This is a genomic window from Amycolatopsis ultiminotia, from assembly GCF_039536925.1.
GTDB classification, from domain to species: domain Bacteria; phylum Actinomycetota; class Actinomycetes; order Mycobacteriales; family Pseudonocardiaceae; genus Amycolatopsis; species Amycolatopsis ultiminotia.
Genome location: NZ_BAAAZN010000001.1, coordinates 1 through 23,095 on the forward strand (window position 1 = coordinate 1; position 23,095 = coordinate 23,095).

Here is a 23,095-nt window from a genome sequence, read left to right on the forward strand (position 1 = left end):
CGGGCGAGTTGCAGGATGCGTCGTTTGTCGTCGCCGGTGACGCCGAGGGCGCCGAGGATGCCGGCGACGTCGACCACGTAGGGGGTGCGTTGGCCGAGTTCCCAGTTGGAGATCAGGGCGGGGTTGGTCCCGACCCGGCGGGCCAGTTCCCGGAGTCCGAAGTGGGCGCGTCCCCGTGCTGCGCGGAGCGCGACGCCCAGCAGCACGTTGCGGGATGGTCCTGGTTTCTGATCGCTCACGTATCGCGCCTCACTCGTTCTCGGCGTGGGGCTCGTCATCGCCGGTCTCGGCGTTGCCGTCGAGCACCACGGCCCCATCATCAGTGACCCACTTGCCCATCGTCACCACAACGGCTTTCGCGGCGTGCGTGGCCCGGTGAAGAAACACGTCCGGCAGTCCACCGACCGGTCGCGATCGTCGCCGAGCTCGGGCGACAGCTCATCGCGGAAGCAGGTGCGCTGCGGGATCGGCTTCCCCCGCGTGCACCTCGGCCAGCACACCTCGGCACCGTCCTGCTCACGCGCGAACCGGTGATTCCGGCCATCCTTCGCCCACCGCCGCACGACGTAGGCCACCGCCGTCACGTCCTCGGCAGGCAGCTCACCCGTGATCCGCATCGTCACCGTGCACCCTCCATGCAGGCTCGATAGCTGGCAGTTACCGAGTCTGAGGCTATGAGCGGTTGTTACGCTGGAGGGACACCGAAGGGACACTGTCCCCGGCCGACGGCAGGAGCACTGAATGCACGATCTCTCCGGAGATAGCGTCGCCGACCGGCTCAAGGCGGCCCGCAAGCTCAAGGGGCTGAGTCAGGCGCAGCTGGCGCAGCGCACGAACTTTTCTCACTCGCTGGTCAAGAAGGTTGAGCAGGGCGCGAAGCCGCCGAGCGCGGCGTTCGTCGCCGGTGCGGCGCGCACGCTTGGCGTGAAGATCTCGACCCTTTACGGCACCCGCGAGAACGAGGTGATCGACGAGCCCAGCGCCGAGTCTGCTGGCATCGCCGAGCTGCGCCGTGCGCTCGACGCTTACGACGACCCGCATCCCGAAGGCGCCCCGCTCACCACCGACGCCATAATGGCCCGGCTTGCCGCGGCCTCGGACCAGGTGCTGACCCTCCGGAATTCGGACGTTCTTACCGAGTTGCCGAACTTGCTACATCACCTGTATATCCTTGCTGACCAGCCGGGCCACGCGGGCGAGCGGGCGCGTTCGGCGCTGCATGACGCCTACCGGGTTTCGGCGACCGTAGCCGGCCGTTACCGGCAGGCGGAACTTGCGGCGATCGCGTCTGAACGCCACATCCAGCTGGCACCGGCTACGGGGGATCCGCTCCGCATCGCTATCAGCGCCTATCACCGCAGCACTCGATACCTGCAGCACGGTGATTACCGCACTGGGCTGAGGCTGCTCGACAGGGCCCGCCAGAACGTCGGTACCGGGACGAACGATCGCGCCGTGACGATCCAGCTCGACCTGCGCGCGGCGATCCTCGCAGCGCGCGCAGGTGACCCGGATGAGGCCGACGGCTACCTGTCGGAGGCGCAGGGGTTCGCGAGGGAGTTCCAGCCGCCAGCCGTCCCGTACTACGGCGTGGACGCCAGCACGACGAACATCATCGTGCATTGGTGCGCCGCGCCGGTCGAGAACTATGATGGTGCGGAGGCTGTTCGCCGCGCCGCTCAGGTTGCTGTGGAGGACCCCCGTCGTCCCGAGCGGGTCGGGCACCACCACATCGATATGGCTCGGGCGTGGATGCTGCACGGTGACCGTGGTCGGACCCTTACCGAGCTGAACGCCGCGCGCAGGGTTGCGCCGAACGTCGCTCGGCATCATCCGTCGGTCACCGAGACTGTTCGGGCGCTCGCGACCTCCGAACGCCGCCGCACCGAGTCACTGGCCGGGTTCGCCCGCTGGGCCGGAATCAAGGTCTGATCACACAGCAGTGCCCCACCTCCTCGTCCCGGGAGGTGAGACCTTTGTGCGTTTCACGTCCGCTGAGGCTGCCCGACCAGGGCGCCACCGAGCGTGGCGCTCCATACGCGGTCGAGGCTGGCGGCCGGCCGCCAGGACGGCCATAGCGGCGCTTCGCCTAGGGCTGCGCGGACGGTCTGGGTGTGCGCTGGACGATCAGTAATGGTGGATTGCCTCTCGCTCGTGACGAGAAGCTGCGTGCCCGCCGGGGACCCGGACGCCCGGCGGGTTCCCGCGTACTCGGGGTGTCGGTGGGCGAGGGCACGTGCCGGATCACGGCCGTGGTGCGGTCGGCCACCGTGTGCGGGATCGGCGGAGCACGTCGGCCAGTTCCGGGCTGATCAGCAGCAGCCGTTCGGCGTCGGTTTTGGACGGGACGATCTGCAGCAGCGGGACGAGCTCGCCGGTGGTGGCAGCTTGTATTGCACGAAGCTGTGGTGGGTGAGCTCGGTGAGTTCCTCGATCCGGATTCCGGTGTGGCGCAGCACTTCGACGGCGGCCCAGGTCCAGAATGCTTCGTGTTCTTCCTGGCTGAGGTCGCGGCGGGTGCCGGTCATGGGTGTACGTGCCGAGAAATGCGTTTGTGCAGGTCAGCAGACGTCGGCGTGTGGCCGGTTGCCATCCGGCATGATCGTGGCTCGTGCTGGTCCGCTTCTCCTGTCTCGCCGTCGCCCATGCCTTCGCCACGCTACGGCTGCTGTGCATGACCGACCGCGAGAAGGATGTCGAGATCCTCGCTCTGCGCCATCAACTCACGGTTTTGCGCAGACAACTCGGTGATCAGCGCGCACGACTGCGGTTTGAGGACAGGGCGTGGCTTGCGGCCCTGCTCGCGCCCCTGGGCCGGGCGACGTTGCGCCGGCTCCGGGCTGCTGGTCGGCCCGGGCACGGTGCTGTGGTGGCATCGCGAGCTGGCGAGGCATCGCCACGTGCGCACAAGCGAGCACCGTAGGCTCGGGCGTCCGCGTACAGTCGCGTCGATCCGCCGCCTCGTCCTGCGCCTGGCAACCGAGAACCCTTCCGGGGGTACCGGCGCATTCACGGCGAACTTGCGCTCCTGGGTATCACGATCGCCGCCTCCACCGTGTGGGAGATCCTCAAGACTGCCGGCGTCGATCCCGCCCCGCACCGGACGACCGTTACCTGGGCGGTCTTCCTGCGCTTGCAGACTGCGGCGATCCTGGCGATGGACTTCATCGAAACGGTCACGTTCGCCGGGCAGTGCCAGTACATTCTCGCGGCCGTCCACCAGGCTGGCCGGCGTGTCCGCATTCTCGGCACCATCGCACACCGCACCCATGCCTGGGTCATCACGCAAGCCGTCCGCGATCTGCTCATGGACTTCGAGGACACCGGGGGCGTTGCGCGGGTCAGGGTCCTCATCCGTGACCGCGATGCCAAATATCCCGCGCTGCTCGACAAGATCCTCAACGGCGCGGGAATCACCACGGTGTTGATCGGTGTCGGGATGCCTCGCGTGAACGCGATCACGGAACGCTGGGTGAAGACGCTGCGCGCGGAACTGCTGGGCTGCACGCTGATCTGGAACCAGACTTATCTCCGGCACGCGCTGCGCGAGGACGAGCGGCACCAAAACCTGCACCGAACCCACCGATCGCTTGCCGCTGCGGCACTTTTGCGAGCCCGGCCCGGCCTTCGTGAACCCGATCGGTTCGACCGCCTCGCGATCCGCCGACGGGACTGTCTCGGCGGAGTCGTTCATGAGTATCGGAATGCGGCTTGACCTGCATGGAGGTGGTTTTCGGCACACACAGGTTCCGGCTCCGCGAGGGGAGGGTGGGCGCCGGATCCGCCGCAGATACACTACAGGTTGTAGCGTTTTCCGGTGTCCCGAAGCTTTAGGGCGGGTGTCTTGTTCAACTGAAGGATGCCGACTGCTTGATTGCTGACCTGTGCACCGCTGGCCACCGAATGCAGAATTCCGTTATATGTGAGGTCCCATATTCGGCGATCTCGTTGAAGTTCTTCCGTACTGCGAGAGAACCCGCCCTCTTTGCTGTGAAGCCATAGATGGAACGTTGTCCCCCCGTAGGAAGCGTCGACCTTGGTGAGATTGTACAAGTCAATCCAGGTGCGCTTCTTGACACCCCAGCGCGAACGTTCCACCATCAGCCAATCTGCACCGGCTGCATAAGTCAAGTAGGTGAATGGGCTGCTTGTCAAGAAGGTAAATACCGCAATGACAATCCACAGCTGCCAATACTGGAACGCGCTTAGTCCCTCTCCGCGAACTAGGGAAACGCCAGCCACCAGTGCAAGCATCAGCAGGAAAGCGACAATAACGTTCATAACCTTCCCGCTGCGACTCTCTCGGTGCCATGCGAGAACAGGACCTTTGCCAGGCGGGGGATCCGGCCTATGGGAGAGTCGTTGCTCGCGGGTAGGGTCAGTGTAATGCGGTTGCTGCTTGCCTCCGAGATAGCTGAGTCCGTGCGGCGGGAATGGTTCCCCGGTATCGGAATCTGGGCGCGGAGGGAGTTCGCCTGGCCCGCTCTCGCTACCTGAGTCTGGCGCATCGGTCGTCATATAACCTTGGCTTTCTACTTATTTCGGCACAAGCCAGTCGGCCACTGCCTGGCCGCCAATTGCGCCTGCGATTCCGCCTGCCGTGCCGACAATGAAAGAGCCAAATGGGCCTAGTGGCGCGCCAAAGACAGCGCCCGCGGCTGCGCTGGCCCCTGCGCTCGCAAGCGCACCACCGACCGCGCCCCCTACGATCAAACCGCCGGAGTCTGCAACCGCCTTACCCCACGATTGCTCACCGCTAGCAGCTCCGATCGACTCGTTTGCGACCGTCAGGGCACTGCCAACGTATGGCATCCCCTTGAGTAGTTTCTGTCCGGCTTTCAAGCCCAGACTTGCGTCGTCTGGGAGAACATGAATACTCCCCTTTCCTGGATATTTTGCGATCCACTCGCGCGCCTTCTCTGGCACCTTATTGACGTACTGTTCAAATTGTTGTGCACGGGTTTCGTAGGACGCCTTATTGCCGCGCGATTCGTCGGCTGCCCATTTGAGGAGAGCTTTGTCCTCGGGCGTCATGTTGATGAGGGTGCCGTTGGCCCAACCGTCGAAGAATTGCGCGCTGGTTGCGGCGCGTTGAGCTCTCTGCAGGGCTTCCATGCGGGGATTTTCGAAGGAGCTGATATAGCTGTTGACGCGGGCAATGGTGGTGGTGCCGACCTTGTAGGCGTCGATGTCGAGGCGACCTGATGGCGGCTGGATCGCTTGGCGGAGTGCTTGGTGTGCGTTGCCTTCAGTGGTGCGTGCGGCGTCGACGATGGCTTTGCATTCGTTGTAGATCGCGACTTTGGCGTTGTGCTGGGAGACGAGGCTGTTGTACTGCTTGATGTCGCCTTGATAGGTGCCGACGGCGCGGGTCGCACCGCCCGCGGTGCAGACCTCGATCGGGGTGCCGGGCTTAACCATCGGGATCGGGTCGGGTTCGACGATGAACGGCCCGTCGACCCGCAGCCCGCCTGCGTGGGCTTTGGCCAGTGCTTCGTTCATGCGGGCGACCACAGCGCCCAGCGAGGAGGCGAACTCGCGCAGGCCGCGTTCGGTGGTGGCCGCCCAGTTGGCCATGTCGTCGGCGGTGACGTCGATGTTGTCGATTGATTCCCGGAATGCCTGGCTGGCTGGGCCGTGCCAGCCGGCTTCGGCCGCGCTTCGGGCCGCGCGGACGTTCCCGGCGGCGTGATGTCCGGCGTCGGCGACGGTGTGCAGCCAGTCCGCGGCGGCGGTGCAGGTGCCGGATGAGCCGTTGACGGTGGTGTTGAGTGCTTGTCCCATGCTGCTCTCCCCTTCAGCCATGGATTTTAGCCGTGGACGTGTATTTCGCGCTGGGTGTCTGGATCGTCGTCGTGCTGGCCGTTGAGCTTGAGTTGCCCGGCGTTGTTGTTTTCGATGTCGTCGTAGGCGCCGTTGGCCGCGTGGACCTTCGCAGCAGACCCACCCGCTGCACCTGCGGCGCCGACACCCATCTTCATAATGTCGTCCAGGACGGTCCCGACGATGGCGGACGACGCGCCTGCATCGACAGCCAGCACCACTCGTGAAGTGGTGTCGTCGAGCACCTTCTCCCCATCGCGGAGCTGGCCGACGATGCCGGTGAGCGCTCCTTCTGTGAAGCTGTAGCCACTGCCGGTGTCCCCATAGGGCATAGACATGCCTTACTCCCCTCCGATTGCCGACCGTGACGTCCAGTTGCGGACGGGCGCAGTGTGCCGGGACTCTTCGGCGAGCACGGGATTGAGCAGCACCCCGTGTGCGCCAGACTCATGCACGACAGCTTCGAGGTCGTCAGCGTCGATCGCCACCCACGGTTGATACGGGCCGCACCCCGCGGTCAACAGCTCCGGTGAGGTGTAGGCGAACAGCACTGGCCGCCCGCTCCGGACCGGCTGCAGTTCCAGCTCCACCACGTACTGGCCGGTCCGAACAGGTCGGGATGGCACGTAGAGATAGCCGTCTTGCTCGTCTAGCGGATCAGCCGGCTCCAGCGGCGGCTGGTCGCGACTGTCGGTCTCCGGATAGCGTGGCGCGAGATCTAGTATGGCGTCGAGGACTACGACGCCGATCCCCAGCTCATGGCAGACCTCGATCAGCCGATCCCGGGTGAGCTGCGCCCACGGCTGCCCGCTCCCGCAGGCGTCGACCATTCGGTCGATCGACGAATACGCCGCGACCGCGAGCTCTTTCCGCGCGGTAGGGCGTACCTCAAGCCCGCCCGGTTGCCCGCCTTCGCCCAGCGTGACCAGCACGAACACCAGGTCCGGCAGCCGCTCGGGTATGTCATCGAGCCGTACCAGAGCCTGGACGACATTGGACGCGGCTGATCGCCCCACCTTTCCCTCCCCCTGCACTGCGCGACCGTCCGTGGCCGCGCAGTCACTGTAGCGATGAGAGCAGAGGTTGTCAGCAGATCGTAAACAGTCGCCGTCGTTCATGATTGGTCTCGCCAGCAAATATACGAGACCGAGCCGACGGTGGTGTTACCTGAGCGCTGACAGACTCGGACGGCTTGAGCCAGACCCGGACCTTGCGGTGGCTACCCGGTGTTCGGGTCAAGTCCCACGGCGAGCTGGGAGATCGCGGCGGAGGATTGCTGCTTGGGCAGCGCGAGCTGGTCGAGCTGGTTGACGAGGCTGCGGTAGTCCCCGTCGTGATCAGGGATGAAGGAGCCGGCGGCGTGATGGCGGAGGTAGCCGATGAGGCCCTGGCGCAGGTCGTACAAAGTGAACGAGCCGGACGATCCGGCGTGTTCGCTAATGCCGGACGGAACGACGCGGACTGTGACGTTCGCCGTGGTGTTCAGTTTGCAGAGAAACCGTAGCTGGCGGGCCATCGTGTCGGGTGCGCGATCCGCCCGGCGAGAGCGGCTTCACCCAGGTAGGCGTTGATGGGCTTGGCGTCCCGACCAGCGAAGATGACTCGGCGCTCTCTACGCATGTTCCATGTGCAGTTGCAGCAGCTCTGGTACCGCCATCGGGTTCCAGAGGGTGATCGAAGACGCGGCGTCGTCGCAGGCACGAAGGGCCATTGCGTGACCCGGGTTGTCCTGGTCGCCGAGGATGATCACGCTCGGTTCGGTGGTTCGTGCGAGGTGCAGGATGAACTTCTTGTCGTCGCCGGAGGCACCGAGGGCGCCGAGGATGGCGGCTACGTCTTCTAGGCTGGGGGTGCGTTGCCCGAACTCCCAGTTCGACAGCAGTGCTGGGTTCGCGTCGATGCGTCGCGCCAGCTCGCGGAGTCCGTCGCTCGCGTCCTTGCGGGCTTTGCGCAGGGCCGCTCCGAGGATGGTGATGCGAGGGCGGCCATAGTTACTCAGCTGGCTCACTCGGCATGCCTTGTTCGTTGGTGGCAACGATGATTTCGCCGAGTTCGGGGTCGGTGTCGACCTCTGTGCCGTCGTCGCAAATCCATCAGTTCACGTGCAGCTCACCGGCCCTTTCGACAGGGCACATGCAGCCCGGCACGATGATCTGTCTCCATCGCCGTGACGGGTCGTGCTCGACAAGCCGGTCACCTGCGCCCCTTACCAGTACGAGAAGAACTCGAAGAGACGCTACGTCGGTAACCGGCGGGTAGCCCGAACTGTGGGTTCGGGCTACCCGCGAACTGGACGGGGCTGTCAGCCCGGAAGGCCGATACGGGTGGCGAGCCGGGCTGCCTCGTGCGCTTCGCTGCGACGTCCACGTTCCATGGGAGAACGAACCAGGGCGTGCGCCGCCGGCCGGAAACGGACGTCTTCCTGTGCATCTGTTTCGGCGGCTTCGAGCAGGTTCAGGGCTTCTTTGTACTCTCGCCGCTGGAGGTAGCCTTTCGACTGTTCTAGCAGGAACGCCACCCTCCGCTCGATCGAAGGTGAGCGTTCGTGGTCGACCTTGGCGGCCAGCCGTAGTCCTTCAACGGCTTCGCCCGACTCGACCTCGATGGAGACGGCGTACATAGCGACGTTGACCGGGCCGAACGCGGTCCAGCAAACGTTGCGGTTGCCGATGCGGTCGGCCAACGGTGCAACTTGCCGGAGATAGTCGCGACCAGCCCAGACCTTGCCGTCGCGGACGGCGGCCACGGCGGCAATGAGCAGAAGCGCGCCAGACACCGCCATTGCGTCGGAGTTCTCGACCCTGAGGTCGGCGCGCACGTCCGCCACTGCCGACATAGCGACGGCCTCCGCTGCATCGGCACGCTTGTCTGCCAGCAGTACCTGCGTCAAGTTCCAGCGCGCACCGGCCAACCGGAGGGGTCGTCCGCTTGCTCGCCGGCTCGTTGGGCGCGGTCGGCGATCGGCTGTTGCCGCGTGAGACGTGGGTCAGGCTTTCCCGGTCTCGCGTTCCTGATATTCACGTGGCGAGATGCCGTGGAAGCGGGAGAACGCGGCGCTGAAGGTCGGGAGGTGGCGGTAGCCGACGCGGCGGGCGACAGCACTGGGCTTCGCGCCGCCGGCCAGCAAGTCACGGGCGATGCGCATGCGGGCCGCGTAACGCCAGCGGGCGACGGTCATGCCGGTCTCGTCGCGGAAGGCTCGGTGGACCTCAGCGGGGAAGTCGGACACTGCTGATTCGCTTGACGCGTCGATGCGTCGCAGGTAGTCCATCGCCGTTGCACGCGCACGCGGATCGACAGGCATCGGCACCGATAAGGCCCGCTGTGCGGTCAGCTGTTCGGTGAATAGATCGACGATATGGCGCGGATCGTAGTCGTCTGGACGGAGAATGGAACGGGCGCTGATGGAGCAGTACATCAGATAGTTGTCCCAAGCAGGGGAGAATTGAACCTGCAGCGGCTCGGTCAGCCGCAGGCTGGCGGTGCTGGCGTTTCCGAGCGGCAGGGATATGGAGTTCTCGCGGATGCCGGTGGTGTGCTCCACGTCAGTCGGTATCCAGGTCGCGACGCCGCGCTGCCGCTCATAGCGACGATCGCCGATATCGAGGTATCCGCTGCCGCGATACATCCAGCTGAGCACATGCATGTCGTTGGCGTGCCGGGGTGTGCGGGCAGCGGGCAGCAGGTCGGGCGCGGTCGCGGAAGCGCCGTCTCCCCGCACCATGCGTACGAGATCGTCGGTCTGACGTGCCAAGGTGGCGCGTTGCGTCAGGTCGGCGGTGGCGGAGCTGGCGGAGAGCTTCCGGCTGAACTCGTGGGGCGTCAGTCCGAACTGCTGTTTGAACGCGCGAGTGAAGCCGTTGCGGCTGGCGAAGCCCACCCGTGCGGCCACCTGGTCGACGTCGTGCCCCGACGCCAGGAACCCCACGGCCGCGGTCAGCCGGCAGTGCAGCCGCCACTGCTCGAAGGTGAGCCCGGCATCGGCGAGGAAGTCGCGGCGCAGGGTCCGTGGGCTGGAGAGCACCCGGGTCGCCCACTGCTCGACGGTGAGATCGAGCGCAGGGTCGCGGATCAACTCCTCGGCAACCGCTCTGGCGCCACGTGTTTTCGGCATCGCCGGCAGATCGAGCAATGCCGAAGGCACGCGCGCAGATGCGGACGGGCGCGAGCTGGAACGGCGAAGGAGACCGGTGATCGCGTCCTGGGAGTATCCGCGACCGCTCAGCGGAGTGATCTGGAGGTTGAAGTGCTGGATCAGCCAGTCCTGCCATCCATCGGGAACCTCGAATCTCCTCGGTTCCGACAACGATCCGGCACCGGGATGGGGCCACAGCGGAAAAGCCACGGTGCCCGGCTCAGTGACGATCGCACGGTGCTCCCAGCCGTCCGCGGGAATCCAGGCGCCCTGCCCGGTGGTGAGGTGGAACGCCTCGGCATCGTCGATGCGCAGGTGCGCTGTGCCAGTGCGGACCCAGATCAGCAGTGGACGGCGGGGATGTCCTGTCGAATCGGACCGCGCTCCTGGAATCGGCGGCGGGCCGCTCGTGCTCAGAGTGGTCGGGAACGAACTCGCCACATCCTAACGATACGGCAGCCTGCGCACACCATTGCAAGTGAGGTTTACCTAACCTAAGCGTGGCCGTGTTACCGATGGTGACGCGCGGCCTTGTCATCCTCGAAACGATCGGAAAGGGCTGCTTTCAGCATGCCGAAGACCTCGCGCCGGCTCACCGTGCATCCACTGACCCTGCGGGAGGTCGAGGTCGTCCGGGTGGCGGACCTGACACCGGGGATGCGGCGGATCACGCTGGCCGGTGAGCAGCTTCGTGAGTTCACCTCAGCCAACGGATTGGCGCAGCCGGCGTTCGACTCATCCGGCTTCGACGACGACATCCGGCTGGTGTTCTGCTACCCGGGCCAGACCGAGCCGGTGCTGCCGGTGCAGAAGGCGAAGGGCTTAGACCTGCCGAGGGATCCCCGGCCACTGTCAAAGACCTACACAATTCGCCGCTGGAACCCCGAGACCGGCGAACTGGACGTCGACTTCGTCAAGCATGGCATCGGTGTCGGCACCACCTGGGCCTACCGAGCCCAGCCAGGCAACTGCATCCATTTCTACGGTCCGAGCACCTCGCGGGCGCTCCCGCACGATGCGGACTGGCTCCTGGCAGCCGGTGACGACACGGCGATCCCCGCGATCGCCCGCCTGCTTGACGAGTTGCCTGACGACGCGCGGGCGCAGGTGTTCGTCGAGGTCGCCGAAAATGCTCACCGAATGGAACTGCGGGCGCTGCCGCACGTCGAGGTGACCTGGCTGGTGCGAGGTGGCGCTGAGGCAGGGACGACCACCCTCCTGCTGGACGCGGTCAAGAACAGCGAATGGAGGGAAGGCCGTCTGTTCGCGTGGCTCGCCGGGGAGCACACAGCTGTGCGGGATCTGCGCCGCCACCTGGTCGAGGACCGGGGCCTGCCGAAGGAGGACATCGAGTTCACCGGGTACTGGCGCCGAGGGGAGGCCGTCGCACTGGAGACCGACGCGGCTGTGCCTGACCCGGAGAAGACGGTCACCCCGTTCCAGAAGCTTCACGAGCTGACCGAGTTGGTCCCGCCGATCGCGATCCGCACCGCTGTGGAGCTGGGCGTTCCCGAGCTGATCTCCCGCGGCGTCACCAGCGTGGCGGACCTGGCTGTCAAGGCCGATGCCGAGGAGCGGGCGCTGGGCAAGCTGCTGCGCTACCTGCACGCCCTGGACATCGTGACCGAGACCGAGCCGGACCACTACGGCCTGACGCCCGTCGGCGAGGTCCTGACCAACGAGTTCGTCGCAGACGCCCTGCGGCCCACCGGCGTGGTGGGCCGCGAGATGCTCGGCATCCACGGGCTTACCGAGTCCGTCCGCACCGGCCGGCCCTCCTACGCCTCGGTCACCGGGCAGACCTTCACGGACGTGCGGGCCGACCAGGATTACGAGGACCGCTACCTGGAGCGCCTGGCCAAGTTCCAGCCCGCGCTGGCCGAGCCGATCGCCAAGTCCGATCTGCTCGCCGGGGTCCGGCACCTGGTGATCCACTCCGGCGGTGCGGGCGCCCAGGCCCGCGAGTTCGTCGCCGCCCACGAAGACCTGCGCGTGACGATCTGCGCACTGCCGGCGCAGGCCGGCTGGCTGCGCCGCGACCTGCCCGCTGCCATCCCCGACGAGCAGCAGCGTGCGCGGGTCGGCGTGGTTGAGCAATCCGTCTTCGAGCCCAGCCCCGCCGCCGACGCCGTGTTCATCAGCCGCGCCTTCAAAGCCCTCCCCGACCCGGATGCCGCCCACGCGCTGTGCCGAGCAGCTGAGAACCTCCGCCGGGGAGGCCGCGTGCTGCTGATCGAGGAACTCTTCGACACCGGCGACCTCGATGAGCACGACGGCGAAGCCGACCTGCTCGCCCTGACCTGCCACGGCTCCGGCCTGCGCACCCCCGCTGAACTCGACGCCGTCATCACCCGCGCCGGGCTCGTCCGCACCGCGATTCACGCGGTCGGCTGGGGCACCGCCATCCACGAACTCGTGCCCGACGGCACCCACTGACCCCCCTCCGTGAGAAGCGAGACACCCATGACCCCCTTCAGACGACGAGCCGCGCTGTTCGCCGGAGCGCTGCTCAGCACCACGCTCGCACTGACCGCATGCGGCAGCAGTTCCAGCGGCACGCCCCAGAGCAGCAGTGAGATGCGCAGCTTCACAGCCGACAACGGCACCGTCCACATCCCGGTCCACCCGAAACGGATCGTCACCGTCGGCTCGGCCAATCTCTTTCTGGAGATGGGGGTCAAGCCGGTCGGGATGACCCCGGTGACCGGCAGCAGCAACCTCGCCTGGCTCAGCGCGGAAGAAAAGGCGAACCAGGACGCCGCGGCCGACATCGGCGCGTACCCGAACATCAGCTACGAGAAGATCGCGGCCCTGAAACCTGATCTCATCGTTGTCAATGTCCCGGACTTCGCCTGGAAGAAGTCCTACAACCGCGATCGGCTGGCGTCGATAGCACCGACCGTCTACATCGAGATCGACAACACCAAATGGAAGACCCAGGGCGCGCGGGTCGCCGACGCGGTCGACGAACACGGTGCGTTCAACGAGGACAAGGCAGCCTACGACCGGCTCACTGCCGAGATCAAGACCAAGTACCGGTCCCTCCTCGGCTCGACGACGTTCGCGGTCGTGGATCGCTACACCACCACGGATGAGGGCTCGTTCAACCGCGAGTACGGCGCCTGGTATTGCTCGGGATATGCGGGGGACGCGGGATTGAACATCGTCGGGGGACAAACCGCGAAAGGCACGAAGATCGACAACGAGACGGTCTCCATGGAACGGCTCGGCGATCTGGCCAAGGTCGATGCGATCCTCTATCCCCTCACGCCCGATGGAAAGACGAAACGGGAATTCGAGACGGTCGTCGAGTCCAACGCCTGGAAATCGCTCCCCGAGGTTTCCGCCGGTCGAGCGCTCGGCGTGAAGTGCGCTACGACGCTCACCTATCCGAGCAAGATCACCAGCCTGGAGTCGCTCGAACAAGGCCTCAGCAAATTGGCTGGCAAGTGACCGCACTGGCCCCTTCTCCCGGAATAGAGAAAGAAGAGCACGCCCATGACCATGGCCCCTCCTCGGAGACGGCGCGTTGCGGCGACCGCCGCGGCGCTGCTCAGTGCGGCGCTCACCTTCGCTGGCTGTAGCGGCGGTTCGGGGAGCGGCACACCCCAGAGCGGCACGTCGAGCGAGACCCGTCAGTTCCACGCCGACAACGGCACCGTCACGATCCCCGCCCGTCCGCAGCGGGTCGTTGCGATCAGCAACGCCGTCGGGTCGGTCATCGACCTCGGCGTCAAGCCGGTCGGCGTCACCGCATCGACCTTCTTCACCAACCAGGCCACGTGGTTCTCGAAGGAGGAGACCGCCGCCTATCAGTCCGCCGAGAAGGTCGGGTCCGGAGTAGATGAGATCGACTTCGAGGCCATCGCCGCGGTGAAGCCGGACCTCATCGTGATCCAGACCCCGCTCCAGGTCTGGAAGCAGTCCTCCGCGGCTTCGAACGAGAATCGGTTTCAGTCGATCGCACCCACCGTGCTCGTCGGGACCTCCGCCGATTGGAAAGCGAACGACACCCAGCTTGCGGACGCCGTGGGCAAGAGCGATGCGATCGAATCGCTGAGTCAGGAGTATGACGTTCTCGTTGCCGAGCTGAAAAAGGAGTTCGCCTCGAAGATCGAGTCACTGACGTTTGTGTACTTGAACCGTTACGCGAATACGCCTGAGGGACAAGTCGAGATGCAGCCTTCCGGGCAATTCGCGGCACGCTACGCCACCGAGGCTGGACTTAAGATCGCCGAATGCCCCGGCGGAAAGACCCGCTGCGCACTCTCGATGGAACAGTTGAGCGAGCTTGCCGAGGAGGACGTGATCATCTACCCGCTAGGCCCCGGCGGCACGCCGACGGAAGACTTCGCGCCGGTGCTCGGATCCAACGTCTGGAAGTCCCTCCCGCAGGTCACCGCGGGCCGTGCGATCGGCGTCAAATACCCGACCAGCCTGTCCGGATTCCATCAGGGGACCCTCAACCTCACCGGGCTGCGTGAAGCCCTGCGCGGACTGCCCGGCTGATTGCGCGGTGAAGGGATGACACTCGCCAACGCGTCGGGGACGACGACCCACCGAGGTGACTCGTCGTCCCCGACGCCCGTTCGTTGCTCCCCGGCTCGTCGGCGAGCGGCCGGGCTGGTCGTGGCGCTCGTGCTGCTGGTGGTCGTGGCGGTGCTGAGCCTGCTGATCGGGTCGAAGGCGATCGCGCCGTCGGTGGTGTGGGATGCGCTGTTCGACCCGTCGCCCCTTCCCGATCAGTTCTCGGTCAGCGACTACCGGCTGCCGCGCACGGTCGTAGGACTGGTGGTGGGTGCGGCTCTGGGATTGTCCGGGGCGCTGATCCAGGCGCTGACCCGGAATCCGTTGGCGGAGCCTGGGATTCTCGGCGTGCACGCGGGCGCGTCGTTCGCGGTAGCGGTCGCGATCGGGCTGCTGGGGATCACCAGCATCGAAGGGTACCTGTGGTTCGGGTTCGCCGGCGCGCTGATCGTCACGATCATGGTGCTGCTGCTCGGCTCGACCCGGCGAGGCCGGTCGGCGGTGCTGATGGTGCTGGCCGGGGTATCGGTGGGCGCGATGTTCGGCGGGGCCACCACCGCCTTGACGCTGATCGACCCGGATGCCTTCGACCAGATGCGCGACTGGCATGCCGGCTCCGTCGTCGGACGTCCCCTCGATGTGGTGTGGCCGATCCTGCCGTTCTTTGCCCTCGCACTGTTTCTCGCGTTCGCGGTCTCCGGCTCGTTGAACGCGATGGCCCTGGGCGATGAGCTGGCGGCGGCTCAGGGGGCGCGGCTGGTCCGCACCCGCATCCTGGCCGTGCTCGCATTGACCCTGCTGGCCGGTGGAGCGACCGCGATCGCCGGACCCATCGGGTTCGTCGGGCTCATGATCCCGCACGTGGCCCGCTGGATCGTCGGCCCGGACCAACGGTGGATCTTCGCCTGCAGCCTGCTGCTGGCACCCAGCCTGCTGCTGGCCTCCGACATCCTCGGCCGCGTCGCCATGTACCCCGGCGAGATTCCCGTCGGCATCGTCACCGCATTCCTCGGCGCCCCGATCCTCGTCGTCCTCGTCCGCCGCAAGAAAGCGAGCCGGCTGTGAGTGCGGGTGTGCGGGCACGCGGCCGTGCAGACCGGGTGGAGTTCGGACGCCGGACGCTGGTGCTCCGGCGCGGCCGTGCGGGACTGCGGATCGACCTGCGCAGCGTCGTGATCTGCACAGCCCTGTTCGCCGTGGTGATCGCGGTGGGCCTGCTGGCCTTGGCGACCGGCTCGTACCGGCTCGGCGCCGGCCAGGTGCTGTCGGCGTTGACCGGCGGCGAGTCCGGGCTCGTGCACGACATCGTGGTCGAGTGGCGGCTGCCGCGCGTCGCGGCGACGATCGTGTTCGGCGCCGCGCTCGGGGTCAGTGGCGCGATGTTCCAGTCGCTGACCCGCAATCCACTCGCGTCACCGGATGTGATCGGATTCTCCACCGGCTCCTACACCGGTGCGCTGGTGGTGATCCTGCTGATCGGCAGTGGCTACGCCTCGGTCGCCCTTGGTGCCCTGGTCGGTGGTATCGCCACCGCGGTGCTGGTCTACGTGTTCGCTTACCGGCGCGGGGTGCAGGGCTTCCGGCTCATCATTGTCGGGATCGCCGTATCGGCGATGCTCGGCTCGGTGAACACCTGGCTGATCCTCAAGGCCGACCTCGACGTCGCGATGGCTGCTGCCGCATGGGGTGCGGGTTCGCTGAACGCGGTCACCTGGGACCAGGTCACCATCGGCGGCACTGTCATCGTCGTCCTGGCGGTACTGGCGGGGCTGGTGAGCCGTCCGATGCGGCAGATGGAGCTCGGCGACGACGCGGCGGCAGCCCAGGGCGTGCGCGTCGGTGCCTTCCGGCTGGCCATCGTCGTGGTCGGCGTCGCGTTGACGGCGACGGTGACCGCGGCGTCCGGCCCGATCGCGTTCGTCGCGCTCGCCGCCCCGCAGATCGCGCGCCGCCTGGCCCGCACTCCCGGCATCACTCTCGCCCCCGCTGCCTGGACCGGGGCGTTGCTGCTCGGCGCCGCGGACTTCATCGCCCAGCACGTCGTACCGACCCCGCTGTCGGTCGGGGTGATCACGGTGCTGCTCGGCGGCGGCTACCTCGGCTGGCTGCTGTTCACCGAAGCGAGGAGACGCCTGTGAACACATCCATCGGTCCGCTCCGTTCCGTGACGTCGAAAGATCGCTCAGCCATTCCCGATCCCCTCGCGTCCAGCGCCTCTGCCGCAGGATCGCAAGGGCTGTCCCGCCTGCACATCGATGCCGCGACGATCGGCTATGACAAGCGCGCAGTCTCCAGGGACCTGTCGGTCTCGATTCCGGACCAGTCGTTCACGGTGGTCGTGGGACCGAACGCGTGCGGCAAGTCCACGCTGCTGCGCGCGCTGTCCCGGCTGCTCAAGCCCTCCGAAGGACTCGTCGTCCTCGACGGAGCGGACATCCGGTCCTACCAGACCAAAGAGGTCGCGCGGCGGGTAGGGCTGCTGCCGCAGACCTCGATCGCGCCGGACGGGATCACGGTCGCCGACCTCGTGGCGCGAGGCCGGTATCCCTACCAGAAGCTGGTCCGGCAGTGGACCGAGGCCGACGAGCAGGCCGTGCTGAGGGCGATGGACGCCGCCGCCGTCACCGACCTTTCGGGACGGCCCGTGGACGAGCTCTCGGGCGGGCAGCGGCAACGGGTCTGGGTGGCGATGGCGCTCGCGCAGCACACCGACCTCCTGCTGCTGGACGAGCCCACGACCTTCCTCGACATCGCCCATCAGATCGAACTCCTGGAGCTGTTCACCGACCTCAACCACATCGGCCACACCCTGGTCGCCGTTCTCCACGACCTCAACCACGCCGCCCGCTACGGCACACACCTGATCGCCATGAAGGACGGCAACGTTGTTGCCGAAGGCCCGCCCGGCGAGATTGTCACCGCCGACCTGGTGGAGGAGGTCTTCGGGCTGCGTTGCCTGGTGATGCCGGATCCGGTGGTGGGCACACCGTCTGTGGTGCCGCTGGGCCGCGAGCGAACCCGGGAACGGCCATGAGACGGACCGACCCGGCTGGGCTTGGCCGGGGACTGCTGACCCGGTGGTTGCCGGTGCTGGGTCAGGCACCTGCCAAACCTCCGCGGGTGCGCCTGTTCGGGGGCAAGAGCAGGGACACGCCCGGCCGATTCCTGGCGCGGGTGGTCTTCTCGATCCCACGGATCACGATCCCCGCCATGATGTTGGCGATCGTGTGGCAGGTCGGCGAGTCCGCGGTCCCGGTCGTGACGGGGCTTGCGATCGACCGGGCCGTGGCCACCGGGAGCACCGGCCAGTTGCTGCTGTGGATCGGGGTGCTGGCGGCCCTGTACGTCGCGTTGACGGCTGCGGCCAGACTCACCAACCGGCTGAACGTCTATGCACTGCAAGTGCTGCAACACCGGCTGCGGGCCACCCTCTCCAGGCAGGTACTCCACCCCATCCGCGGAACCGTCCGCGCCCCCGGCGGCGATGTCGTCTCGACCATGACCAACGACGTCGGCCGCCTGGCCAACGGTGGCCTGCTCGCGACCCTGCCGATCTCGAGGATCGCGTCCATCGGGTTCATCGCCAGCTCGCTGCTGGCCGCCCACCGGCTCCTCGGTGTCCTGGTGCTCGTCGGCGCACCACCGGTGGTGTGGCTGATGGGGATGCTCAGCAAGCGACTCTCCCACAGCACCCGCGTGTATCAAGGGCTGTTGGCGGCCGCCATCGGGCGGGCCACCGATCTGGTCGCCGGCTACCGCGTGATCAAAGGAATACACGCCGAAACGGAAGCAACCCGACGCTACGAACAGGCCAGCCAGGAGACCCTGGACGGTGCGAAACGCAACGCCGGGCTGCTGGGCAGGTTCCAGATCGTCTCCGGCGTGGTCAACGGTGTGTTTGTCGCCGCTGTGACGGGATTGGCAGGCTGGTTCGCGGTCGACGGCCGGTTGAGCATCGGCGGACTGATCACCACGGTCGGCCTCACCCAAGCACTGCTCCCGCAGATCCAGGCGATCGCGAGCACGTCCATCCCCAACCTCGCAAGTGCCCACGCCTCGGCCGCACGCATCCTCGACGCCCTCGACAACACCCGCGCCGTGGAGCCCGGACCCGACGAGCGGATGAGACCAGGCAGCGCGAAGCCGCCCACACTCGACGTGTCCGCGCTGGACGCCTGCCTCTTGGACATCTGCGTGTCCGGTGCGACGCACCGGGTCGAGCCCGGTGAGCTGGTGGGGATACGTGCCGACAACCGGACCGCAGCCTGCATCGCCGACGCGCTCCTGAACCCGGACGACGACCGTTACGTGGCCATAGGCCTCGGCGGGCATCCAGCGAAAGAACTGACCCCGGCGGAATACCGCTTGCAGGTGACCGTCGCACCGCACCGGACGACATTGTTCACCGGCACGATCCGCGACAACCTCACCACTCCCACCAGCGCACCCGACCAGCTGAACACAGCGGTCGAGGCTGCCGCATGTGAGGACTTCGCCACCGACCTGGATAGTCTGGTCGGGGAGAACGGCAACCGACTCTCCGGTGGCCAGCGTCAGCGGGTTGCGCTCGCCCGCGCCTTCGCCACCGACGCACCCATACTGGTGCTGCACGATCCGACCACCGCCGTGGACTCGGTCACCGAACAGGCCATCGCCGACCGGCTACGGGGCATACGGGAGGGGCGTTCGACGTTGTTGATCGCCTCATCCCCAGCCCTGCTCGGCTGCTGCGACCGCGTCATCGACCTGCACGCCGACAAGCCGGCACTCGACAAGGCGGCGGCTCTATGACCACGGCACCCGAAGCGATGCCCGTTTCCGTGACCGAGTCCAGGCTGCCGGTCGCGAACGGCCGGCAAACCGTTCGGGAGGTATGGCGACTCAGCCGCGGCCACCGGGCCCGGCTGGTCACCGTCGTGGTGTCGGGAATCGCCAGCACCGCCGTCAACCTGATTCCGCCGGCCGTGGTCGGGGTTCTCATCGACCGGGTTCACGCCGGCACCGCCGACCTCGGCACCGTGCTGACGATCACCGTGGTCATGGGTGTTTCGGCGGTCGTCGCAGCGGGCGGGACCGCGGCCACGACCGTGCTGGCCACCTGGCTTTACCAGACCATCCTCGCCAGGCTGCGCGAACAACTGGTGGGCCGCGCGCTGGCACTCCCGCAGCATCTCGTAGAGCGTGCTGGCACCGGAGACTTGATCTCCCGGACCAGCGACGATGTCACCGCTGTGGCCGATGCCGCGCCCACGGTGATCGGGGCGCTCACCGCCACCGCCTTCACCGTCATCGTGTCGCTGGCCGGCCTGGTGGCGTTGGAATGGCCATACGCTGCCGCATTCCTCATCGTCCTACCGGTCTACGCGATGGCGATGCGCTGGTATCTCCGCACCGGCCCCCAGGTGTATCGCGTCGAACGGGCGGCGATGAGTAAACGAGCCCAGCAGATCGTTGAATCCCAACGGGGTTACGCCACTGTGCTCGGGTTCGGACTCGGCGAACAACGCCATCACACGGTCATGAAAGCGTCCTGGGGAGTCGCGATCCACACGCTGCGGGCACGCACCGTGCAAAGCATGTTCAACGCACGCCTCAACCTCGCCGAATGCCTGTCCCTGGCCACCGTCCTCATCACCGGCTTCCTGCTCATCCACCACGGTTCCTCGACCGTGGGTGCCGCCACCACCGCAATGCTGCTCGTGCTGCGGCTGCTCGGGCCGATCAACCAGCTGCTGTTCGTCTTCGACATCATCCAGTCCGCCGCCGCATCGCTCAGCCGCATCATCGGCATCACCACCACTCCCGGCACCGAAGCCGGCGAACCGGGGATGACCGGGGACACCACGGTCAGGCTCCGCGAAGTTGCGTTCCACTACGAGGACGGTCCTCGCGTGCTGGACGGCATCACCCTCGACATCACCGCTGGTGAGCATGTAGCTGTCGTCGGTGCCTCCGGAGCGGGCAAGACCACACTCGCGGCTGTGATCGCCGGAATCCATCCACCCGACACCGGGACCGTGACCCGACCCGCCCGGACCGCGGTGATCACCCAGGAAGTGCATGTCTTCGCCGGGACCATCCGGGACAACCTCACCCTTGCCGCGCCCGAGGCAAACGAGCGAGAAATTCATGCAGCTCTCGAAGCAACGGGTGCCGCCGCGATCCTCGACCTTCTCCCCGACGGACTGGACACACTCGTCGGCTCTGGCGAGCATCAGCTCACCGACGCCCAAACGCAACAAGTCGCGCTGGCGCGGCTGCTGCTGGTTGATCCCGAGCTGGTAATCCTCGACGAAGCCACCGCCGAGGCCGGCTCCACGCACGCTGCGCTGCTCGACCGGGGCGCTGAGGCAGCTCTGCGTGGGCGGACCGGGCTGGTGATCGCCCATAGACTTTCCCAGGCAGCAGCCTGCGACCGGATCGTGGTGATGGAGCACGGCCGGATCATCGAAACCGGAACACATGATGGGCTGGTTGCTGCCGGCGGCGTGTATGCCGGGTTGTGGGCAACGTGGCGCAAGGGCAAGTCCCTCGGTGGTGCGTGCGGGTCGGAATGACTCGATCGCACGAGCCCGATCTACCTGGTCCGCCTGCACGACATCGCTCTCGACCGATGGCGCGACGAGACTGCCTGTTCCTTCGTCGGGCCGCCGCATGCTGCCTGGTGTCCGATGCAGACCTTCGACGGCCCAAGGAGAGCTCGCTGCCAGGCGATTGAAAGCGATCCGTGGCGAACTTGGACGGATCGGCTATGTTGTTATGCCCTTCTATGGTCTCGACGCCGCTCAGTGCGACTGTCCTGGCCTCGTGGCATCAGGTGGACGAAGCACCTACGAGGCGGAGGGCGAACTGACTGTACTGCCAGGCCACGGCATCTTCGGCGTGCTCTCCGTCGTGGCGGAACCAGACCGCGACACCCATGCCGAGGTCGAGGAGTGCGTAGGAGGCCAGGCCAACGGAATCCACGTGGAAGACGCCGGCATCGACGCCGGTCTGGACGACTGAGCGGAAGCATGCTTCGTACTCGGTGCGCAGGTTGCGTACTCGGCTTCGATGAGGTTCGGTCAGGCTGCGGATCTCGCGGGTGCCGACAAAGGCCTCGAGCCGGTGGCGGGCGTGGTATCGGATGTGGGCCTCGGTCGCCCTTCGTAGCCGTTCGATCGGGTCGGATGGGCTCGCGATGGCAGTCCGGTGTGCGGCGAGCAGATTATTCATGGTGGAAACCATGATCTGGGCGAGCAGGTCCTGTTTGGACGCGACGTGTTTATCCAGGCTGGGAGCGCGCATCCCCACCGCGGCACCGATGTCGCCCATGGTGGTGCCCTCGAATCCGTGTCGGGCGAACAGGTCGAGTGCGGCATCACGGATGTCGCCGAGTCGTGAGGCGGTCGGTCGCCCAGACCCGCTGCGGACAGCTGGGCGATCACATGCCGAGGCTGCGAAAAAGACGCATCCGGGCTTCGCGGGCGATCCGGGTCGAGATAATGGGTGATCAGGCCGGCGATGTTGGGGCCGACCGCCATGCTGAGGTGGCCCGCGTAGTCGATCCCCGGTTTGAGGAAGACGTGCATGTTCCGGTTGGCGTGCAGGCATTCTGTGTGGTCGGAATGCCTGTCCGGAGGCTGTTGCCCGCGCAGGTTGTGCCGCGACGGATGCAGGGTCCTCCGCGGTCGCGCGGTGGAAGCCGGTGGCAGTCGACCCGGCCGTTGCCGGATCCACGCTTCGGGCAATATGTCAGGCTCAATGAACGACACGTGCTCAGGTTGCGGGGTGGGCTAGACGCCCACTGTGTCTGGCTCGCTACCAGTGTCGAAAAGGTGCCCGCGTCCGTTGAGTGCAGCTGTCGCTGAAGGGTCTTAGCGGGTTCGGCTGAGTGGGGTGGCCGACCTCGTGTGGAGAACGGGGCAGTCCCATGCGCTGTGCGGTGCCGGTGCGGCAGGTTGAGTTGACCTTGGTGCACGGCGGCGCTATCGTCGAAGTGGTGGTCAGGCTCTACCGGCGACAGACCGACTCGTCCGGCTTCCTCACGCCGCGCGTGTTGGCTCGGGTGTTTCCTGATCACGGCCAGTTCGAAGACACCGTCCGGTTCTACGAGCACGTCACCGGCGTTCGGCTCGACATGGATCTCGATGCCCGCGAGGCTGGCCTGTACATCGTCGCCGTGGGCCCCTTTCTGATTCTCGATCTCGATCCGGAGTTGCTCGAACGCGCCGAACAAGCCCGCCAGACACCCGTGACTATGATCTTCTCCGACCTCGATAGCGCGCTTGCGGACAGTGTCGCGAACGGTGCGGAAATCGTTGCTCAACCGTTTGCCGCTCCCACCGGCCGCGGCGCCCGGATCCGGCATGCCGACGGCCTGCTCGTTGAGTACCTCGAACATCGCCCAAGCCCCGACGACGTCGACGAGCCAAGCCTGTAGATCATCACCCGGCCCGCATCACGCGCCCTGCCGCTCCGTGTCTGCCGGCAAGCGGACCCCTGAGGGGCGCGGGTTTTCGGTCATTGTCAGTTCGCGGATTGGCGGCTGTCCCGTCAAACCAGCGATCCAACCACTGGCCGGCCGCCAACCCGATCCCGTTCGCCGCCGTCGACCTACGTTTCCGGGTC

Annotated in this window: 24 protein-coding genes; 11 read left to right on the plus strand and 13 right to left on the minus strand. The window is 66.6% G+C overall.

Features of this window, described 5'->3' with window-relative positions; genetic code table 11:
• A partial coding sequence (locus tag ABD793_RS00005; protein WP_344854092.1) for a helix-turn-helix domain-containing protein occupies positions 1-239 on the minus strand: 239 nt, incomplete at its 3' end.
• 102 nt (positions 240-341) lie between these two features.
• On the minus strand, positions 342-623 hold the full coding sequence (locus ABD793_RS00010; RefSeq protein WP_344854093.1) for a hypothetical protein: 282 nt from the start codon (positions 621-623) through the stop codon (positions 342-344).
• Positions 624-741: 118 nt separating this feature from the next.
• On the opposite strand from ABD793_RS00010, the gene ABD793_RS00015 reads away from it, so the two are divergent.
• Positions 742-1,932, plus strand: coding sequence for a helix-turn-helix domain-containing protein (locus tag ABD793_RS00015; RefSeq protein ID WP_344854094.1), 1,191 nt, complete (start codon positions 742-744; stop codon positions 1,930-1,932).
• A gap of 380 nt (positions 1,933-2,312) precedes the next feature.
• Here the strand turns inward: ABD793_RS00015 and ABD793_RS00020 are convergent, their stop codons facing one another.
• Both ABD793_RS00020 and ABD793_RS00025 read right to left on the minus strand, forming a co-directional pair.
• The gene (locus ABD793_RS00020; protein WP_344854095.1) at positions 2,313-2,528 is read right to left on the minus strand and encodes a hypothetical protein; all 216 of its coding nucleotides are present in this window, start codon (positions 2,526-2,528) and stop codon (positions 2,313-2,315) included.
• 131 nt (positions 2,529-2,659) lie between these two features.
• Entirely contained in the window at positions 2,660-2,860 is a 201-nt protein-coding gene (locus tag ABD793_RS00025; protein WP_344854096.1) for a hypothetical protein, read from the minus strand.
• Positions 2,861-3,055: 195 nt separating this feature from the next.
• On the opposite strand from ABD793_RS00025, the gene ABD793_RS00030 reads away from it, so the two are divergent.
• Positions 3,056-3,715 (plus strand): IS481 family transposase, encoded by a 660-nt coding sequence (locus ABD793_RS00030; RefSeq protein ID WP_344854097.1) that lies wholly within the window; start codon positions 3,056-3,058, stop codon positions 3,713-3,715.
• A gap of 80 nt (positions 3,716-3,795) precedes the next feature.
• Here the strand turns inward: ABD793_RS00030 and ABD793_RS00035 are convergent, their stop codons facing one another.
• From ABD793_RS00035 to ABD793_RS00070, 8 genes are all read right to left on the minus strand, one after another.
• Positions 3,796-4,281, minus strand: a complete 486-nt coding sequence (locus ABD793_RS00035; protein WP_344854098.1) for a hypothetical protein — start codon at positions 4,279-4,281, stop codon at positions 3,796-3,798.
• A gap of 255 nt (positions 4,282-4,536) precedes the next feature.
• A complete protein-coding gene (locus tag ABD793_RS00040) occupies positions 4,537-5,784 on the minus strand; it encodes a hypothetical protein (RefSeq protein WP_344854099.1) in 1,248 nt (415 codons plus the stop codon).
• Positions 5,785-5,810: 26 nt separating this feature from the next.
• Positions 5,811-6,161 (minus strand): hypothetical protein, encoded by a 351-nt coding sequence (locus tag ABD793_RS00045; protein ID WP_344854100.1) that lies wholly within the window; start codon positions 6,159-6,161, stop codon positions 5,811-5,813.
• Positions 6,162-6,164: 3 nt separating this feature from the next.
• The gene (locus ABD793_RS00050; protein WP_344854101.1) at positions 6,165-6,941 is read right to left on the minus strand and encodes an SAV_915 family protein; all 777 of its coding nucleotides are present in this window, start codon (positions 6,939-6,941) and stop codon (positions 6,165-6,167) included.
• Positions 6,942-7,042: 101 nt separating this feature from the next.
• Positions 7,043-7,339, minus strand: coding sequence for a Scr1 family TA system antitoxin-like transcriptional regulator (locus tag ABD793_RS00055; RefSeq protein WP_344854102.1), 297 nt, complete (start codon positions 7,337-7,339; stop codon positions 7,043-7,045).
• Between the two features lie 96 nt (positions 7,340-7,435).
• Positions 7,436-7,831: a helix-turn-helix domain-containing protein gene (locus ABD793_RS00060; protein WP_344854103.1), complete on the minus strand. Its 396-nt coding sequence runs from the start codon at positions 7,829-7,831 to the stop codon at positions 7,436-7,438.
• Positions 7,832-8,125: 294 nt separating this feature from the next.
• Positions 8,126-8,713 carry a hypothetical protein gene (locus tag ABD793_RS00065; protein ID WP_344854104.1) on the minus strand — a complete coding sequence of 196 codons (588 nt, stop codon included), beginning with the start codon at positions 8,711-8,713 and terminating at the stop codon, positions 8,126-8,128.
• A gap of 96 nt (positions 8,714-8,809) precedes the next feature.
• Positions 8,810-10,399, minus strand: a complete 1,590-nt coding sequence (locus ABD793_RS00070) for a helix-turn-helix transcriptional regulator (protein ID WP_344854105.1) — start codon at positions 10,397-10,399, stop codon at positions 8,810-8,812.
• Between the two features lie 129 nt (positions 10,400-10,528).
• On the opposite strand from ABD793_RS00070, the gene ABD793_RS00075 reads away from it, so the two are divergent.
• From ABD793_RS00075 to ABD793_RS00110, 8 genes are all read left to right on the plus strand, one after another.
• On the plus strand, positions 10,529-12,394 hold the full coding sequence (locus ABD793_RS00075) for an SIP domain-containing protein (protein ID WP_344854106.1): 1,866 nt from the start codon (positions 10,529-10,531) through the stop codon (positions 12,392-12,394).
• 27 nt (positions 12,395-12,421) lie between these two features.
• Positions 12,422-13,411, plus strand: coding sequence for an ABC transporter substrate-binding protein (locus ABD793_RS00080; RefSeq protein WP_344854107.1), 990 nt, complete (start codon positions 12,422-12,424; stop codon positions 13,409-13,411).
• Between the two features lie 45 nt (positions 13,412-13,456).
• On the plus strand, positions 13,457-14,467 hold the full coding sequence (locus ABD793_RS00085) for an ABC transporter substrate-binding protein (protein WP_344854108.1): 1,011 nt from the start codon (positions 13,457-13,459) through the stop codon (positions 14,465-14,467).
• A gap of 15 nt (positions 14,468-14,482) precedes the next feature.
• Complete coding sequence (locus ABD793_RS00090; RefSeq protein ID WP_344854110.1) at positions 14,483-15,550, plus strand: FecCD family ABC transporter permease; 1,068 nt, start codon at positions 14,483-14,485, stop codon at positions 15,548-15,550.
• Positions 15,551-15,585: 35 nt separating this feature from the next.
• Positions 15,586-16,623, plus strand: coding sequence for a FecCD family ABC transporter permease (locus ABD793_RS00095; protein WP_344854111.1), 1,038 nt, complete (start codon positions 15,586-15,588; stop codon positions 16,621-16,623).
• A 98-nt stretch (positions 16,624-16,721) separates the two neighbouring features.
• On the plus strand, positions 16,722-17,519 hold the full coding sequence (locus ABD793_RS00100) for an ABC transporter ATP-binding protein (RefSeq protein WP_344855737.1): 798 nt from the start codon (positions 16,722-16,724) through the stop codon (positions 17,517-17,519).
• Between the two features lie 86 nt (positions 17,520-17,605).
• Positions 17,606-19,276 (plus strand): ABC transporter ATP-binding protein, encoded by a 1,671-nt coding sequence (locus tag ABD793_RS00105; protein WP_344854113.1) that lies wholly within the window; start codon positions 17,606-17,608, stop codon positions 19,274-19,276.
• A gap of 17 nt (positions 19,277-19,293) precedes the next feature.
• Entirely contained in the window at positions 19,294-21,042 is a 1,749-nt protein-coding gene (locus tag ABD793_RS00110; RefSeq protein ID WP_344855739.1) for an ABC transporter ATP-binding protein, read from the plus strand.
• A gap of 256 nt (positions 21,043-21,298) precedes the next feature.
• On the opposite strand, the gene ABD793_RS00115 is transcribed toward ABD793_RS00110, so the two are convergent.
• Positions 21,299-21,799: a TetR-type transcription factor C-terminal domain-containing protein gene (locus ABD793_RS00115; RefSeq protein WP_344854114.1), complete on the minus strand. Its 501-nt coding sequence runs from the start codon at positions 21,797-21,799 to the stop codon at positions 21,299-21,301.
• Between the two features lie 610 nt (positions 21,800-22,409).
• Here ABD793_RS00115 and ABD793_RS00120 point away from each other — a divergent pair.
• On the plus strand, positions 22,410-22,907 hold the full coding sequence (locus tag ABD793_RS00120) for a VOC family protein (RefSeq protein WP_344854115.1): 498 nt from the start codon (positions 22,410-22,412) through the stop codon (positions 22,905-22,907).
• The last annotated feature ends 188 nt before the right edge of the window (positions 22,908-23,095 follow it).

Bases quoted from the DNA above. Each gene is read 5' to 3' on its own strand.
- ABD793_RS00015 (WP_344854094.1), top strand. From the start codon at position 742: ATGCACGATCTCTCCGGAGATAGCGTCGCCGACCGGCTCAAGGCGGCC.
- ABD793_RS00020 (WP_344854095.1), bottom strand. From the start codon at position 2,528: ATGACCGGCACCCGCCGCGACCTCAGCCAGGAAGAACACGAAGCATTC.
- ABD793_RS00035 (WP_344854098.1), bottom strand. From the start codon at position 4,281: ATGAACGTTATTGTCGCTTTCCTGCTGATGCTTGCACTGGTGGCTGGC.
- ABD793_RS00040 (WP_344854099.1), bottom strand. From the start codon at position 5,784: ATGGGACAAGCACTCAACACCACCGTCAACGGCTCATCCGGCACCTGC.
- ABD793_RS00045 (WP_344854100.1), bottom strand. From the start codon at position 6,161: ATGTCTATGCCCTATGGGGACACCGGCAGTGGCTACAGCTTCACAGAA.
- ABD793_RS00050 (WP_344854101.1), bottom strand. From the start codon at position 6,941: ATGAACGACGGCGACTGTTTACGATCTGCTGACAACCTCTGCTCTCAT.
- ABD793_RS00055 (WP_344854102.1), bottom strand. From the start codon at position 7,339: ATGGCCCGCCAGCTACGGTTTCTCTGCAAACTGAACACCACGGCGAAC.
- ABD793_RS00075 (WP_344854106.1), top strand. From the start codon at position 10,529: ATGCCGAAGACCTCGCGCCGGCTCACCGTGCATCCACTGACCCTGCGG.
- ABD793_RS00080 (WP_344854107.1), top strand. From the start codon at position 12,422: ATGACCCCCTTCAGACGACGAGCCGCGCTGTTCGCCGGAGCGCTGCTC.
- ABD793_RS00085 (WP_344854108.1), top strand. From the start codon at position 13,457: ATGACCATGGCCCCTCCTCGGAGACGGCGCGTTGCGGCGACCGCCGCG.
- ABD793_RS00090 (WP_344854110.1), top strand. From the start codon at position 14,483: ATGACACTCGCCAACGCGTCGGGGACGACGACCCACCGAGGTGACTCG.
- ABD793_RS00110 (WP_344855739.1), top strand. From the start codon at position 19,294: ATGCCCGTTTCCGTGACCGAGTCCAGGCTGCCGGTCGCGAACGGCCGG.
- ABD793_RS00115 (WP_344854114.1), bottom strand. From the start codon at position 21,799: ATGGGCGACATCGGTGCCGCGGTGGGGATGCGCGCTCCCAGCCTGGAT.